The sequence below is a fragment of the Agrococcus sp. Marseille-P2731 genome (assembly GCF_900117395.1).
In the GTDB taxonomy this organism is placed as follows: domain Bacteria; phylum Actinomycetota; class Actinomycetes; order Actinomycetales; family Microbacteriaceae; genus Agrococcus.
On sequence record NZ_FPEG01000001.1, the window covers coordinates 643,943 to 658,427 of the forward strand.

Annotated in this window: 11 protein-coding genes; 4 read left to right on the plus strand and 7 right to left on the minus strand. The window is 73.1% G+C overall.

The annotated features are described in order from the left end of the window. Positions 1 to 52: 52 nt before the first annotated feature. Complete coding sequence (locus tag BQ6202_RS03185) at positions 53 to 553, minus strand: hypothetical protein (RefSeq protein WP_234946091.1); 501 nt, start codon at positions 551 to 553, stop codon at positions 53 to 55. 32 nt (positions 554 to 585) lie between these two features. On the opposite strand from BQ6202_RS03185, the gene BQ6202_RS03190 reads away from it, so the two are divergent. Continuing rightward, positions 586 to 1,845, plus strand: coding sequence for a glycosyltransferase (locus BQ6202_RS03190; protein ID WP_072313005.1), 1,260 nt, complete (start codon positions 586 to 588; stop codon positions 1,843 to 1,845). Between the two features lie 113 nt (positions 1,846 to 1,958). Here BQ6202_RS03190 and BQ6202_RS03195 read toward each other — a convergent pair whose 3' ends face one another. The 4 genes from BQ6202_RS03195 to BQ6202_RS03210 form a co-directional block, all read right to left on the minus strand. After that, complete coding sequence (locus BQ6202_RS03195; RefSeq protein ID WP_072313006.1) at positions 1,959 to 2,762, minus strand: PspA/IM30 family protein; 804 nt, start codon at positions 2,760 to 2,762, stop codon at positions 1,959 to 1,961. Positions 2,763 to 2,898: 136 nt separating this feature from the next. Then, the gene (locus tag BQ6202_RS14990; RefSeq protein ID WP_072313007.1) at positions 2,899 to 5,004 is read right to left on the minus strand and encodes a TPM domain-containing protein; all 2,106 of its coding nucleotides are present in this window, start codon (positions 5,002 to 5,004) and stop codon (positions 2,899 to 2,901) included. Between the two features lie 132 nt (positions 5,005 to 5,136). Then, positions 5,137 to 5,958 (minus strand): hypothetical protein, encoded by an 822-nt coding sequence (locus tag BQ6202_RS03205; RefSeq protein ID WP_072313008.1) that lies wholly within the window; start codon positions 5,956 to 5,958, stop codon positions 5,137 to 5,139. Then, on the minus strand, positions 5,955 to 6,542 hold the full coding sequence (locus BQ6202_RS03210; RefSeq protein WP_234946092.1) for a sigma-70 family RNA polymerase sigma factor: 588 nt from the start codon (positions 6,540 to 6,542) through the stop codon (positions 5,955 to 5,957). The genes BQ6202_RS03205 and BQ6202_RS03210 overlap by 4 nt, the downstream gene beginning before the upstream one ends. A 329-nt stretch (positions 6,543 to 6,871) precedes the next feature. On the opposite strand from BQ6202_RS03210, the gene BQ6202_RS03215 reads away from it, so the two are divergent. Beyond that, positions 6,872 to 7,804, plus strand: coding sequence for an endonuclease domain-containing protein (locus tag BQ6202_RS03215; protein WP_143143619.1), 933 nt, complete (start codon positions 6,872 to 6,874; stop codon positions 7,802 to 7,804). 111 nt (positions 7,805 to 7,915) lie between these two features. On the opposite strand, the gene BQ6202_RS03220 is transcribed toward BQ6202_RS03215, so the two are convergent. After that, a complete protein-coding gene (locus BQ6202_RS03220) occupies positions 7,916 to 9,787 on the minus strand; it encodes a phosphoenolpyruvate carboxykinase (GTP) (RefSeq protein WP_072313010.1) in 1,872 nt (623 codons plus the stop codon). Positions 9,788 to 9,957: 170 nt separating this feature from the next. Here BQ6202_RS03220 and BQ6202_RS03225 point away from each other — a divergent pair, with 170 nt between their 5' ends. Next, a complete protein-coding gene (locus BQ6202_RS03225; protein WP_072313011.1) occupies positions 9,958 to 11,391 on the plus strand; it encodes a helix-turn-helix domain-containing protein in 1,434 nt (477 codons plus the stop codon). Between the two features lie 122 nt (positions 11,392 to 11,513). Further along, complete coding sequence (locus BQ6202_RS03230) at positions 11,514 to 12,182, plus strand: arsenate-mycothiol transferase ArsC (protein ID WP_072313012.1); 669 nt, start codon at positions 11,514 to 11,516, stop codon at positions 12,180 to 12,182. A 21-nt stretch (positions 12,183 to 12,203) separates the two neighbouring features. On the opposite strand, the gene BQ6202_RS03235 is transcribed toward BQ6202_RS03230, so the two are convergent. Further along, positions 12,204 to 14,432 carry a heavy metal translocating P-type ATPase gene (locus tag BQ6202_RS03235; RefSeq protein ID WP_072313194.1) on the minus strand — a complete coding sequence of 743 codons (2,229 nt, stop codon included), beginning with the start codon at positions 14,430 to 14,432 and terminating at the stop codon, positions 12,204 to 12,206. Between the last annotated feature and the right edge of the window lie 53 nt (positions 14,433 to 14,485).

Sequence of the window (14,485 nt, forward strand, 5' to 3'; positions counted from 1 at the left end):
GGTAGTACCTGGTGGGGCGCGGGCAACCAGTCGACCGGTCGAGCGGCGGGGATCAGGCGTCGCGCTGCGCGTCGGGGCCGCGCTTGGGCAGGTAGCCGCCCTGCTCCAGCCCCGCCTCGATCTCGAAGCGGTTGCGCTTCGCGTCGATGCCGGCTGCGTAGTACATCGGGATGAACCAGAGGCCGTAGCGCTCCCACTGCTGGCGGTGCACGTCCTCGTGCTCGAGCACCGCGGGCGAGTCGGATGCGCGGGTCAGGAAGGTCGCGCCGACGGTCGTGCCGCCGCGGCCGAACGCCCACTGCGGCAGCCCGGTGATCACGTGCAGCTGCCCGACGCGCCGCTCCTGCCCGCCGAGCGCGCGCCCCCAGAGCCTCGCGGCCCGAGTGGCGAAGCGTGCGCCGGCTCGCGCGAGGGGCGGCGCCGTGATCGCGCGGAACGCCGGGCCGCCGGCCGTGCGCGCGAGTGCGCCGATCATCGCGCCCGCCCGAGCGATGGCCGGGACGGTGGGCCGGGCGGCGCCGGATCCTGCGTGGGTGCGTCGCGAATCTGCCATGCGGCCGACGATAGCGCCGTTATCCTTGAGCCATGCGCCCCGAGTCGTCCGGCACTCCCGACGAGGCGCACGCACCGCGGCCGCTGCGGATCGCCGTGGTCTCGATGCACACCTCGCCCGCGGACCGGCCCGGCAAGGGCGACGCCGGGGGCTTGAACGTGCTCGTGCTCGCCAGCGCGATGGCGCTCGCGGCGCGCGGCAACCGGGTCGACCTGTTCACCCGGTCGGCGGGCGCCGAGCGCATCGAGTCGCTCGCGCCGGGCGTGACGCTCCACTCGCTCGACACCGGCGGGGGCATCGTGCGCAAGCACGACCTCGCCAACCTCGCGGACGCCTTCGGCGACCGGTTCGAGCGGCTCGCGCTCGCGGCACCCCAGCCCTACGACGTCATCCACGCCCACTACTGGCTGTCGGGACTGGCGGCCCTGCCGGTGTCGCTCTCGCTCGGCATGCCGATCGTGCAGACCTTCCACACGCTGGCCGAGGAGAAGAATCGGCGGCTCGGCGACGGTGATCGGCCTGAGCCGGAGCGGCGACTGCTGACCGAGCGCTACCTCGCGAACCAGGTCGACGCCATCGCAGCGGTGTCGCGCGCCGAGGTCGACGTCCTGTGCGACCGGGTCGGCGCGGCGGCCGAGAGGGTCTGGCTCGTCCCTCCCGCCGTCGACACCACGCTGTTCCAGCCGGGTCCGCTCGCCACGCGCATGGATGTGCGCGCTCGACTGGGCGTGCGCCCGGAGGACGGCCTGCTCGTGTGCGTCGGCCGCGTCCAGCCGCTGAAGGGCCAGGACCTCGCGGTGCGCATGCTGCAGCACCTGCCCGGAGCCGTGCTCGTGCTCGCCGGCGACGCGACCCCCGGTGACGAGCGCTACCTCGACGGGCTCCATGACCTCGCGCGCGAGCTGGGCGTGGAGCGTCGCGTGCGCCACATCGGCAGCCTCGAGCGCGAGCCGCTGGCACAGCTGCTCGACGCCGCCGACGTGGTGGTGGTGCCCAGTCGCACCGAGTCGTTCGGCCTCGTGCCGCTCGAGGCCGCGGCGGCCGGCACGCCGGTGGTGGCCGCGCGCGTCGGCGGTCTGCTCGAGTCGGTCATCGACGGCGAGACGGGCATCCTCGTCGACGGCCGCGACCCGGTGGACTGGGCGGTGGCCGTCGGCGCGATCCTGGACGACGACGACCTGCAGGTCGAGCTCGGCCTCGCGGGCAGGCGGGCGGCCTGCCGCCGCGACTGGCAGGACGTCGCCCTCGAGCTCGAGCAGGTCTACCGCACCGCCATCCGCGCCCGCGCCTGACCCGCCCGCCGGTCGAGGAGCGCGCGGCCCCCGGCCGCACGCGTCACGAGACCCAGCCCCACGCCAGAGGGGGCCAGCCCGCAGGCCAGCCCCCTCCCGCTCGCGCGCCGCGATCAGCGGTCGACGACCTCCGCGTCGACGGCCTCGCCCGAGCCCTGATCGGCGCCCTGCTGCGAACCCGTCGCGCTCGCTCCGAGCTGCCCCTGCGCACCGCCGTGCTTGAGCGCAGCCAGGCGAGCCTCGATCTCGGTCTCGCGGCCGACGTCCTCGAGCGCCTCGAACTGCGCGTCGAGCGACGACGCGGCGAGCTCCTGCTGGCCCATGACGCGCGCCTCCTCGCGACGGATCTTCTCCTCGAAGCGGCCGATCTCGCTCGTCGGGTCGAGGATGTCGATGGACTTCACGGCGTCGTGCACCTGCGACTGCGCCTGCGCGACCTTCGAGCGCGCGATGAGCTCCGAGCGCTTCGACTTCAGCTCGTCGAGCTTGCCCTTCATCGTGTCGAGGCCGGTCTTCAGCTTGTTGACGACCTCGTTCTGCGACTGGATGGACGGCTCAGCGGCCCGCGCCTCCGACTCCGACTGCATCTGCTTGCCGATGGCGACCTTCGCGAGGTTGTCGAACTTCGCGGCGTCGGGCGAGCCAGAGGTGCGCAGCTCCTCGGCGCGCTGCGAGGCGGCGAGCGCCTTGCGGCCCCAGTCGTCCGCGGCGCGCACGTCCTCCTGGTAGTCCTGCTCCTGCAGGCGCAGGTTGCCGATCGTCTGCGCGATGGCGGCCTCGGCCTCGGCGATCGAGTTCGTGTAGTCGCGAACCATCTGGTCGAGCATCTTCTGCGGGTCCTCGGCCTGGTCGAGGAGCGCGTTGATGTTGGCCTTCGCGAGCTGCGCGATGCGGCCGAGGATGGACTGCTTGGACATGGTGTTCCTTCCTGCGGGTGCCGCCGTGGCGGCCTGGTCCGTCGATGTGCCTGATGTGTGGATGAGGACGGGTGGATGGGGACAGATGGATGGGTCGGGCTCGTGGGGCGGAGCGCCCGGCTGCGGTCGCCGCGGCTCAGTCGCCGAAGCTCCCGCCGCCGCCTCCGAAGCCGCCGCCGCCTCCGCTGAAGCCGCCGCTGCCGAAGAAGCCGCCTCCGCCGCCGCCGAAGGAGCCGCCGCCGCCCGAGAACAGGTCGCCGAGCCCGCCGCCGCCTCCGCCGCCGGAGCCGCCGGCGAAGGGGTCGGAGTAGGCGCCGCCGGAGTGGCCGCCGCCCGAGCCGTTCATGATGTCGCCGAGGATGTAGCCGAGCAGGCCGCCGGTGAGCATGTCCTGCCCGCGCCCGCCTCCGTCGCCCCCGTCGCCGCGGCCTCGGCCACGCCGTCCGTAGTAGGGGTTCGGCGACATGCCGCCCCAGCCGCCGATGTCGCCCGACGCATCCTGCATCGCCTGCTCGGCGTGCTGCGAGGCCGATTGCGCGAGCTGCGATGCCTGCGCGGGATCCTGCTGCTGGATGCGCAGCGCCTGCGCGAGCTCCTGCTGCGCGGTCGCGAGCAGCTGGCGGGCGTGCGAGCCGACCGCGATGCGGCGCGTGGCGATGTAGTCCTCCGCGCGATCGATGTTCGCTCGAGCGGAGGCGAGCCAGCGCTCGAGGTTGGAGCGGTGGCGCTGCGCCTCGGCGCCGCCCTGGCGCACCTGGCCGGCGGCCTCGTCGAGCCGCTGGTTGGCCCGCTGCAGGTTCGCGAGCACGGTGAGCGTGTCGGTGGGGCGCTGCTGCGCGACCGCGACCTGCTCCTCGACGTGGCGGATGAGTGGGGCGAGATCCGTCGTCGACGTGCTCTTGAGGGTCTTCGCGGCAGCGATGTCGCCGATGGAGTCCTGCACGAGCTCGGTGAGCTGGCGTGCGGAGTTGCCGAGGTCGCCCTCGGCGCGCTCGACCGCGGCGATCAGCCCGGAGGCCTGCGCGAGCGCCGCCTCCGCGGCGTGCACGGCGAGCGCCGCCTCGGAGCCGTTGGAGGCGGCGACGGCCGCACGTCCGGCCGCGATCGACTGGTCGATGTTCGGCAGCTGCCGCTCGGCGCCGGCGATGTTCTCGCGCACCGGGTCGATGGATGCGCCGGAGTGCACGTCGTCCAGCCGGTCGAGGATCTGCTTCGCGTTCGCGATGCGACCGTCGAAGGCCTGGCGCGAGTGCGCGAGCTGCTCGAGCACCTGCGGCGCGGTGCGCTCGAGGTCGCGCAGCTGGCCGAACGACTCGGCGTGGCTGGCGAGCTCGTCGCCCGCGCCCTGCGCGATCTGCAGGATGCGGCTCGACCAGTCGTGCACCTCCTGGTCGGTGTCGGGGAAGGCGTCGTCGAGCTGCTGCTGCAGGCCGAAGGCCTCCTGCAGGCCGCCCTTCGCCTTGTCGAGCGCCTCGCGGTAGGGCCGCACGGCTCCCTCGCCGAACTGCGCACCCGCGAAGGCGAGCTCCTGCTCGCTCTGCTGCACGGTGTCGTCGAGCTGCACGAGCGCGATGTCGGCGCGCTGCTTGAGCTCCTCGAGGCTCAGTCGCTGCTGCTTCGTGAGCTCGCGCTGCTCCTTCTTCTGCTTCGAGCGCTTCGCCCCGCGGTAGGCGAGGAATCCGCCACCGCCCACGACGGCCGCGCCGCCGACGAGGGCGACGACCGGCCAGACCGCGGAGCCGTCGACGTTGACCTCGGTGCCGCCCGTGCCCCCGCCGCCGAGGCCCACACCGCTGGCGAGCGCGTCGCTGTAGGACATGATCGCGCCGTCGAACTGGCCGGCGTTGAGGTCGGGCTCGAGCGCGTCGGTCGCGAGCGCTTCGGCCTCGCCGAGCGAGTAGGGGTAGCTGTCGGTGACGGCGATGCCGTAGATGCCGTCCTCCATGGCGATGGCGAGCAGCATCGCGTCGTTCGGCAGCCCGGAGGCGGTCGCGGCGTCCACCGCCCACTGCCCTCGGTCGACGCCGTCGAAGGAGTCGACGAACACCGCGTACAGGTCTGCGTCGCCCTCCGCGTTGTTCTCCTCGAGCCGCTCGGTCACGCGCGCGACGTCGCTGATGGTGTCGCCCGTGCGGTCGACGATGACCTCGCCGCCCAGGTCGACCGGGTCCTCGGTCGCCAGTCCTCCGGGCGCCAGCGCGCCGGCCGAGAGCCCCAGCAACCCGGCGGCACCGAGTGCCACGACTGCCAACGGGCGAACGATCCGGACCTGCATGTGCGCTCCCAGCCGCCGACGCATCGGGTGTCGGCTTGGCGCGAGTCTAACCAGGGCAGGTGGCCGGCAACCTTGGAATCGATGCCCTGCCTGCCGCTGTCAGCGAACGTCGAACGGCGCTCCGACGACGGTGAGCCGCTCAGCGTCCCCACCCTGCTCGCGCACGATCTCGACCGTCGCGAGGGGCGCGATGCCAGGCGCTGCGGCGCCGTCGCCGGCGTCGACGCCCGGGGCGGCGGATGCGTCCAGCGGGCACGCGGTGCGCGGCCCGAGCTCCACGGCGGTCACGTGGGCACCGCCGGCGCCCAGCTCGATGAGCGTCGGCGCCCCCGCCGCCACCCCCGCGTCGAGGGCGCCGCCATCGTCCCCGAGGGTCGCGCTGCCGGCGCCGATCAGCCGCACGGCGATCGCCGTGCTGGACACGTTGCGGATCTCGAGCGCTGCAGTGCCGTCCGAGGGGTCGTCGAGGAAGCGGAGCGCCAGCCCGACGTCGCCCGCGGAGCGCGCGAGGCACGCCTCCGAGTCGAGCCACGGGCCCTCGCTGCTCTCGCCGGCCGCTCCCGTGTCGTCCGCACCCGCATCCGTCGCCGACTCCTCCGACGATTCGCTCCCGGCCTCCGGCGCCGCCTCCGGCGCTGCCGAGGCAGGCGCGGCCGACTCCGCGCCCGAGTCGCCACCCGACTCCGGCTGCGCGCCGCCGTCGCTCGAGGTCGAGGCGATGCCGCCGGGGCCGAAGCCCTGCAGGCCGGTCACCGCGAGCGGCGCCACGATGAGCACGCCGGCGATCGTCGCCGCCGACGAGAGCGCGATGGTCTTCGGCCGCCGCCGGCGCTTGGCGGCTGCGATCGCCGCGTCCGCGTCGAGCCGAGCGCTCGGCGCGGGCATGTCGCGCAGGCGTCGCCGCAGCTCGTCGTCGCTCATGCGCCAGCCTCCTTCGATCGCGGTGCTGCCGACCCCGGCGCCAGCGAGCCCGGTGCTGCCGGCTGCGCGCCGAGCGTTCGCTCCTCGCGCTCCTGCTCCCGCGCGAGCATCCCGCGCAGCTTGCCGAGCGCATCCGACAGGTAGCGCTTGACGGCGCCGGCGGAGATGCCGAGCTCGCTCGCGATCTGCTCGACGGTGCGATCCTCGTCGTAGCGCAGCACGATGCACGCGCGCTCGCGCGGCGAGAGACGCTGGAGGCGGGCCGCCATGTCGAGCTTCTCGCCGGTGAGCGTCGAGCCCGAGTCGAGTCGCTCCCGCTCGCCGACGAGCGGCGCGACGCGGCGCCAGCGCTGGCCGCGCCTGGCGCGATCGAGGAAGCGGTTGGCGATCGCCTTGCGCACGTAGGCCTCTGCCTGCGCGACCTCGAAGCCGTTGCGCAGCCGGCCGAACGTCGCTGCCAGGGCATCCTGCACCATGTCGCGCGCCTCCTCCTCGTCCCCGGTGAGGAGCATCGCGTAGCGCACCAGCGCCTCGCCGCGCTCGGCGACGAGCTCAGCGACGACCAGCTCCCACCTGGCGCTCACGCGCAGCCCCCTCTACTCACCAAGACGAACGACCGCAGCGAAGCGTTGGGGTCGCCAGCAGCCGCATGCCCACATCCTCCCCGATCCGTCGCGCTCGATGCGCCGCGCGCCCGATTCTCCTCTCATCCCGCTCGCCCTTCGCCCCCTCCGCCGCTCCTCGCCCTCGCCCTCGCGCCCCCGAACTGCCGCGTGCTGCAGAGTTGCAGCGAGTGGCCCTGCTTGGCGCTTCCGCGAGCCGATCGCTGCAACTCTGGCGCTTGCCTGCGCGCTCTCCACACATGGGGAGCGGTGAGGGGTGCGGATGAGCGTGCGGCGGGCATCCTGCGCGCGTGGGTTCTGAGCTGCCGGCACCGTTCGACGAACGGCCCTTCCTGGTGCGCGATGCGCTGCGAGCCGGGCTGGGCCGCGGCAGGCTGCGCGGCCGAGGCTTGGCAGCACCGTTCCGGGGAGTGCGCGCACCCTCGGTCGGCGACGTGGAGGCACTCATGCGGGCCTACGCGCCGCTCATGGCACCCCAGCACTCGTTCGGCGGCCTGACGGCGGCGCGCTACTGGGGCTTGCCCATCGCGAGGGCTTGGACGAAGGATGAGCCGCTGGTGGTCGCTCGACCCAAGGGTGCGACCCGAGGGATGACCGCGGGCACGCGGCACATCGCGTACGACGGCGAGCGACTGTCGGTCGTCGAGGTCGATGGGTTGCGCGTGCTCGAGCCGCTCTCTGCCGCGCTGGTGCTTGCCCGCGAGCACCCTCACGAAGGGATGGTGCAGGTCGTCGACGCCCTGCTCACTCCTTCGCGGTGGTATCCGGGGCTGCGGCTGCCGCGCGAGCCACGTCAGCCCTTCACGACACCCGAGCGACTCGTCGACTTCGGCGTGGCGTGTCGAGGCCTCGCGGGAGTCGCATCCCTGCGTGCGGCCGCCGCGGATGCGCGCGTCGGCGTGGACTCGCGATTCGAGACGATCACGCGACTGCTGATCGCGGAGGCAGGGCTGCCCGAGCCCGTCGTGCATCCCGCAGTCGTGATCGACGGCGTTGCCTCGAGCCCAGACCTCGGCTACCCGGAGCTGCTGATCGCGATCGAGTACGAGGGCGACGGCCATCGCGACGCGAAGCAGTGGCATGTCGACATCGAGCGCTATGCCCGCTTCGAGGCCGCCGGCTGGATCACCGTTCGCGTCACGCGCGAGCACATGGCGCGCCGTGGCGATCACTTCGTGCAGCGCATCCGCGCTGCGCTCGCACGGCGCGACCACGCACGCTGAGCGTCGCACCCTGAGAGTTGCAGTGAGTGGCGCCGGATCGGTGGGTCTTGGCGCCACGCACTGCAACTCTCAGGGTGCGACGCTCAGCGTGCGTGGAGGAGAGGAGGAGGGTCAGACGAGCGCGGGCTGCGCCTGCTGCGCGTGCTCGAGGCGCCACCGCACGTGGTTCAGCTGGCGCACGAGGCCCGTCGGCAGCGAGTGGCCGAACTGCCCGAAGAACGCCTCGACGTCGACGAGCTCGCGCAGCCACGCCTTGGGCTCGACGGCGAAGAGCTCGTCGACCACCGAGGGGTCGAGGTCGAGACCGCCGAGGTTCAGCGCCCCCTCGGCGGGCATGACGCCGATCGCGGTGTCGACGCCGGCGGCATCGCCCGCGACCCGCCCCGCGATCCACTCGAGCACCCGCGCGTTCTCGCCGAAGCCGGGCCACAGGAATCCGCCATCGTCGTCGCGGCGGAACCAGTTCACCGAGAAGATCTTCGGCGCGTGCCGACCGAGCCGGTGCCCCATGTCGATCCAGTGCGAGAAGTAGTCGCCCATGTTGTAGCCGCAGAAGGGCAGCATCGCGAAGGGGTCGCGGCGGATGTCGCCGACGGTGCCCTCCGCCGCGGCGGTCTGCTGGCTCGAGACCGTCGAGCCGATGTAGACGCCGTGCTCCCAGTCGCGCGCCTGCATCACGAGCGGCACCTGCGTGGGGCGGCGTCCGCCGAAGATGATCGCGTCGAGCGGCACGCCCTCGGGCGCATCCCAGTCGGGTGCGATCGATGGGGCCTGCTCCGCGCGCACGGTGAACCGGGCGTTCGGATGCGCTGCCGGCCCGTTGGCGCGGTCGTACGGCCGGCCCTGCCAGTCGGTGAGCCCCTCGGGCGCCTCCTTCGTCATGCCCTCCCACCAGACATCGCCGTCCGAGGTGAGTGCCACGTTCGTGAAGATCGTGTCGTGGGTCATCATCGCCATCGCGGTGGCGTTCGTCTGCTCGCTGGTGCCGGGCGCGACGCCGAAGAAGCCGTTCTCGGGGTTGATCGCCCAGAGGCGCCCGTCGGGACCTGGCCGCATCCAGACGATGTCGTCGCCGATCGTCTCGACGCTCCAGCCCGGGATCGTCGGCTGCAGCATCGCGAGGTTCGTCTTGCCGCACGCAGAGGGGAAGGCGCCGGCGAGGTGCATGACGCGGCCGTCCTCGTGGCGCATGCGCAGCAGCAGCATGTGCTCGGCGAGCCAGCCCTCGTCGCGCGCCTGCACCGAGGCGATGCGCAGAGCGAAGCACTTCTTCGCCAGCAGCGCGTTGCCGCCGTAGGCGGAGCCGAACGACCAGATCTCGCGCGTCTCCGGGAAGTGCGAGATGTAGCGGGTGGAGTTGCAGGGCCAGGCTACATCCTGCTCGCCCTCGGCGAGCGGTGCGCCGATCGAGTGCACCGCCGGCACCCAGTCGCGCGTGCCGTGCATGGCCTCGAGCGCCGCAGTGCCGACGCGGGTCATGGCGTGCATGGAGGCGACGACGTAGGGGGAGTCGGTGATCTCGATGCCGAGCTTCGAGATCGGGCCGCCGACGGGCCCCATGGAGAAGGGGATGACGTACATCGTGCGGCCGCGCATGGCGCCGTCGAAGAGGCCGCCGAGCACCTGCCGCATCGAGGCCGGGTCGCGCCAGTTGTTCGTGGGGCCGGCGTCGTCCGGGTCCTCCGCGCAGATGAAGGTGCGGCTCTCCATGCGGGCGACGTCGTCGGGGTGGGAGCGGGCGAGGTAGCTGCCGGGGCGCTTCGGCACGGGCACGATCGTGCCGGCCTCGAGCATGACGTCGAGCAGCCGCTGGAACTCCTCCGGCGTGCCATCGGCCCAGACGATGCTCGCGGGCTCCGTGAGCTCTGCGATCGAGACGACCCACGAGACGACGCCCGGGTCGGCACCCTCGGGAGCGCTGACGCGATGCGGCTTCACGGGCTTCGCTGTAGAGCGCGTGGGTGCAGGGGGGAGGATCGTCATGCTCCGAGTCTCCAGTGCCGCATCAGCCGAGGGGGCGCTGGTGGGGAGAAGGAACAGCGCATCCTTCACATCGACGAAAGTTGCGGCATCACGCGCAGTCTGAACGGATGCATCACGCCGTTCGGTGCGAGCAGTGCGAAGATTCGCGAGAAGTTTCGTATGCTTGTGGCATGGTCGACGCCGCAGTCCTGGGACACCGCATCCGTCACTTCCGCGCATCCGCCGAGCTCACGCTCGACGCGCTCGGCGAGCGCATCGGGCTCGCCGGCAGTCAGCTGTCGCTGATCGAGAACGGCCACCGCGAGCCCAAGCTCAGCCACCTGCAGGCGATCGCCGACGTGCTCGGTGTGACGACCTCGCAGCTGCTCGATCCCGAGCCGCCGAGCGAGCGCTCGCGGCTCGAGCTCGACCTCTCGCGGCTGCAGGAGGGCGCGAGCTACCGCCGGCTCGGTCTGCCCGCCGTGCGCCCCACCCGCTCCATGGGCGACGAGGTCCTGCGCGCGCTCGTGGGTCTGCATCGCGAGCTCGACCGGCGCGCGCGGGAGGCGATCGCCACGCCGGAGCAGGCGCGGCGCGACGCCACCGACCTGCGCCACGGGATGCGCGCCCGCGACAACGCGCTGCCTGAGCTCGACGAGCTGGCGGAGGAGCAGCTGCGCGCGGTCGGCTACGAGGGCGGCAGCCTCACCCACCGCACCGTCAGCGAGATCGCCGCGAGGCTCGGCTTCGAGCTGGTCTACGTCACCGACCTGCCCCACTCGACGCGCTCGGTCACCGACCTCGAGACAGGCCGCATCTACCTGCCGCCCGCCTCCATCCCCGGCGGCCACGGCCTGCGCTCGATGGCGCTGCAAGCCATCGCCCACCGGCTGCTGGGGCACCGCGAGCCCCGCGACTACCGCGAATTCCTGCAGCAGCGCCTCGAGATCAACTACTTCGCCGCGGCCAGCCTCATGCCTCGCACGAAGGCCGTCGAGTACCTCACGCGCGCCAAGCGCGAGCGCAACCTCGCGGTCGAGGACTTCCGCGACGCGTTCGGCGTCACCCACGAGACGGCCGCGATGCGCTTCACGAACCTCGCCACCCGCGACCTCGACCTGCGCGTGCACTTCCTACGCGTGCAGGAGGACGGCGCGCTCTCGCGGGTGTACGAGAACGACGGCCTGCCGGTGCCCGTCGACGCCTCGGGCCACGCTGAGGGTCAGCTGGTCTGTCGCAAGTTCGCTGCCCGCAGCGCCTTCGAGCGCACCTCGCGCACGACCGAGTTCTACCAGTACACCGACACGCCCGGCGGCACCTTCTGGTGCTCGACCCAGATCGGCTCGGGCGCCGACGGCGAGTTCTCGATCTCCTTCGGCGTGCCCTTCGACGCGGCGAAGTTCTTCCGCGGCTCGCAGACTGCCTTCCGGCAGAGCTCCTCGTGCCCTGACGACCGCTGCTGCGCGCGCCCCGACGACGCCCTCGCCGGGCGCTGGCGCCAGAAGTCGTGGGCCTCCGCGCGCATGCACCAGCACACGCTCGCTCCGCTGCCGAGCGGCACCTTCCCCGGAGTCGACGACGCCGAGCTCTACGAGTTCCTCGAGCGGCACGCGCCGGCGCTCTGAGCCGCGCTCGCAGCGCTGGCGGGCGAGCGGATGCGCGGCGCACGACGCGAGCGCCACCGGGCCTTGGCAGGCGGTCGACCCGGCCATAGCCTGATCTCGCCACGCTGCCAGAGGGAGCCGACATGACCGAGACCACCGATGGCCCGCACGCCGATGGCCCGTCGACCGATGGCCTGCGCTCGCCGGAGGACGCGCTCCGACGCGGCGCCGCGCACCTCGCCGAGCTGCACCCCTCGCTCGATGCGGCGCTCGTGGAGCGCATCGTCTTCGAGTCGCACGAGACCCTCGCGCGCGGCGCGCGCATCCGCACCCACCTGCCGGCGCTCGCGCTGCACTTCGCCGCCGACCGCCTGCGCGCGCTCGAGCGTGCCGGCGAGGTCGAGGCGGGCGAGGGGGCGCCGCTGCGCATCCTCGTCGAGTCGATCCGCAACGACGGCATCTCGCAGATGGCGGCCGCCTATCTCAACGCCCTCGGCGAGGGCCGCGTCGAGGCGCTCTCGGCAGCGGTGAACCCCGCGGACGAGGTGCTGCGCACCGTCGCCGACGTGATGGACGAGGATGGCGTGCCGCTGGCCGACAGCTATCCGAAGCCGATCACCGACGACATCGCGGCAGCTGCCGACGTGATCGTGACGATGCTGATCGAGCATCCCTTCGAGCTCGAGGCAGGGCAGCGGGTCGAGGCGTGGGACTTCGACGACCCCGCGGGGCTCGGCACCGACGAGGTGCGACGCATCCGCGACCGCGTGCGGCGGCGGGTGCAGGCGTTCCTCGACGGGCTCGGTCGCTGAGGGGCGAGCCTCTCGCGAGCGCTAGCGACGCGGGGAGAACCGGCGCAGCGTGAGGGAGTGCAGCACGACGAACACGCTCGAGAGCGCCATCGCGGCGCCCGCGATGAGGGGGTTCAGCAGCCCTGCCATCGCGAGCGGGATCGCTGCGGCGTTGTAGCCGAACGCCCAGAAGAGGTTGCCGCGGATGGTGCGCAGCGTGCGCCGCGACAGCGCGATCGCGTCGGCTGCCCCAGCCAGGTCGCCGTGCACCAGGGTGATGTCTGCCGCCTGCTGCGCGGCGTCGGTCCCGGTGCCCATCGCGAGGCCCAGGTCGGCCGCCGCGAGGGCCGCCGCGTCGTTCACGCCGTCACCGGCCATCGCCACGCGGCGCGGGCGCGGGCCGTCGCCGCGAGCCTGCTCCTCGCGCACCGCGTCGACCTTCTGCGCGGGGGTCACACCGGCGAGGACACGACGGATGCCGACCTCGGCCGCGACCGCGCGCGCGGCCCGCTCGTGGTCACCGGTGAGCATCACGACATCGATGCCGAGGGCGTCGAGCCGCTCGACGGCGGCCCTGCTGGTCGCCTTGACGGTGTCGCGCACGGCGACGATCGCTCGCATCTCGCCGTCCCAGGCGATCGCGAGTGCCGTGGCGCCCTTGGCCTCCGCGGCCTCGAAGGCCTCGGCGAGTCGCGCGGGTGCCGCGACCGCCCACTCGGCGGCCAACCAGGCGGGCTTGCCGACCTGCACGGCGCGGCCGTCGACCACGCCGACCACGCCCGCGCCGGGCGCGGCCTGCACGTCAGCCGCTCGGAGCGCGCGGTCTTCCCCGCCTACCGCGGCCGCATCCGCCGCATCGACGATCGCCCGCGCGATCGGGTGCTCGCTCGCGCGCTCGACGGCGGCCGCGATGCGCAGCGCCTCAGCCGCCTCCTCGCCGTCCGCGGCGACGACGGACTCCACGCGCATCCGACCCTCGGTGACCGTGCCGGTCTTGTCGACGAGCATCGTGGTGATGCCGCGACTCGTCTCGAGCACGCGCGCGTCGCGGATGAGGATGCCGAGCTCGGCGCCGCGGGTGGTGCCGGCGAGCAGCGCCGTCGGCGTCGCCAGGCCGAGCGCGCACGGGCAGGCGATGATGAGCGTCGCGACAGCGGCGGTGAAGGCGGCGGTGACGTCGCCCGTGAGCACGAGCCAGCCGACCAGCGCGAGCAGCGAGAGCACGAGCACCGTCGGCACGAAGAACTGCGAGACCCGGTCGGCCAGCCGCTGCACCTCGGCCTTGCCCTCCTGGGCGCGCTCGAGCAGCGAGGCGATGCGGCTGAGCTCGGTGTCGGCGCCGACGCGCGTCGCCTCCACGAGCAGCACACCGTGGCCGTTGATCGTGGCGCCGACGACCTCGCTGCCGACGCGGACCTCGACGGGCAGCGACTCTCCGGTGAGCAGCGACGCGTCGATCGCCGAGGCGCCCTCGACGACGACGCCGTCGGCCGCGACCTTCTCGCCCGGCACGACGCGGAAGCGGTCGCCGACGACGAGCTCGGCCGCGGGGATGCGCGACTCCACGCCGTCGCGGATCACGCTGGCCTCCTTCGCGCCCAGGCGCGCGAGCGAGCGCAGCGCCTGCTGGCTCGATCGCTTGGCGCGGTGCTCGATCACCCGGCCGCCGAGCAGGAAGACCGTCACGATCGCGGCGACCTCGAGGTAGAGCTCATCGCCGTGGCTGCCGAACCACTGCATCTCCATGCGCATGCCGATGCGGCCGGCGTCGCCGACCAGCAGGGCCCACAGCGACCAGCCGACCGCGGCGATGACGCCGAGCGAGACGAGCGTGTCCATCGTCGCGGCGCCGTGGCGGAGGTTCAGGGCGGCGGCGCGGTGGAAGGGCCAGGCGCCCCACGTCGCGATGGGCAGGGTGAGCGCGAGCGCCACCCACTGCCAGCCCGCGAACTGCAGCGCGGGTGCCATCGAGAGCAGCAGCACCGGCAGGCCCATGGCGGCGGATGCGACCAGTCGCGTGACGAGGCTCGTCCCGGTGGTCGTCGGCTCGGCCTCGGGCTCTGGCACCGCGGCGGTGTAGCCGGTCTGCTCGACGGTGCGGATCGCATCCGCCACCGTCATGCCCTCGGGGAGCGAGACGTGGGCGACCTCGGTGGCGTAGTTGACGGTGGCGGTCACGCCGGGCAGCTTGCCTAGCTTGCGCTCGATGCGGTTCGCGCAGGAGGCGCAGGTCATGCCGCCGATGTCGAGGTCGATCGTGGTGTCCGTCATGCGCACCAATATACCCCTGGGGGGTATCGAGTGCAAGGCTCCACGCGCTCCCC

Coding starts and splice junctions, on each gene's coding strand:
- BQ6202_RS03185 (WP_234946091.1), bottom strand. CDS start 553: ATGGCAGATTCGCGACGCACCCACGCAGGATCCGGCGCCGCCCGGCCC.
- BQ6202_RS03190 (WP_072313005.1), top strand. CDS start 586: ATGCGCCCCGAGTCGTCCGGCACTCCCGACGAGGCGCACGCACCGCGG.
- BQ6202_RS03195 (WP_072313006.1), bottom strand. CDS start 2,762: ATGTCCAAGCAGTCCATCCTCGGCCGCATCGCGCAGCTCGCGAAGGCC.
- BQ6202_RS03205 (WP_072313008.1), bottom strand. CDS start 5,958: ATGAGCGACGACGAGCTGCGGCGACGCCTGCGCGACATGCCCGCGCCG.
- BQ6202_RS03220 (WP_072313010.1), bottom strand. CDS start 9,787: ATGACGATCCTCCCCCCTGCACCCACGCGCTCTACAGCGAAGCCCGTG.
- BQ6202_RS03225 (WP_072313011.1), top strand. CDS start 9,958: ATGGTCGACGCCGCAGTCCTGGGACACCGCATCCGTCACTTCCGCGCA.
- BQ6202_RS03230 (WP_072313012.1), top strand. CDS start 11,514: ATGACCGAGACCACCGATGGCCCGCACGCCGATGGCCCGTCGACCGAT.
- BQ6202_RS03235 (WP_072313194.1), bottom strand. CDS start 14,432: ATGACGGACACCACGATCGACCTCGACATCGGCGGCATGACCTGCGCC.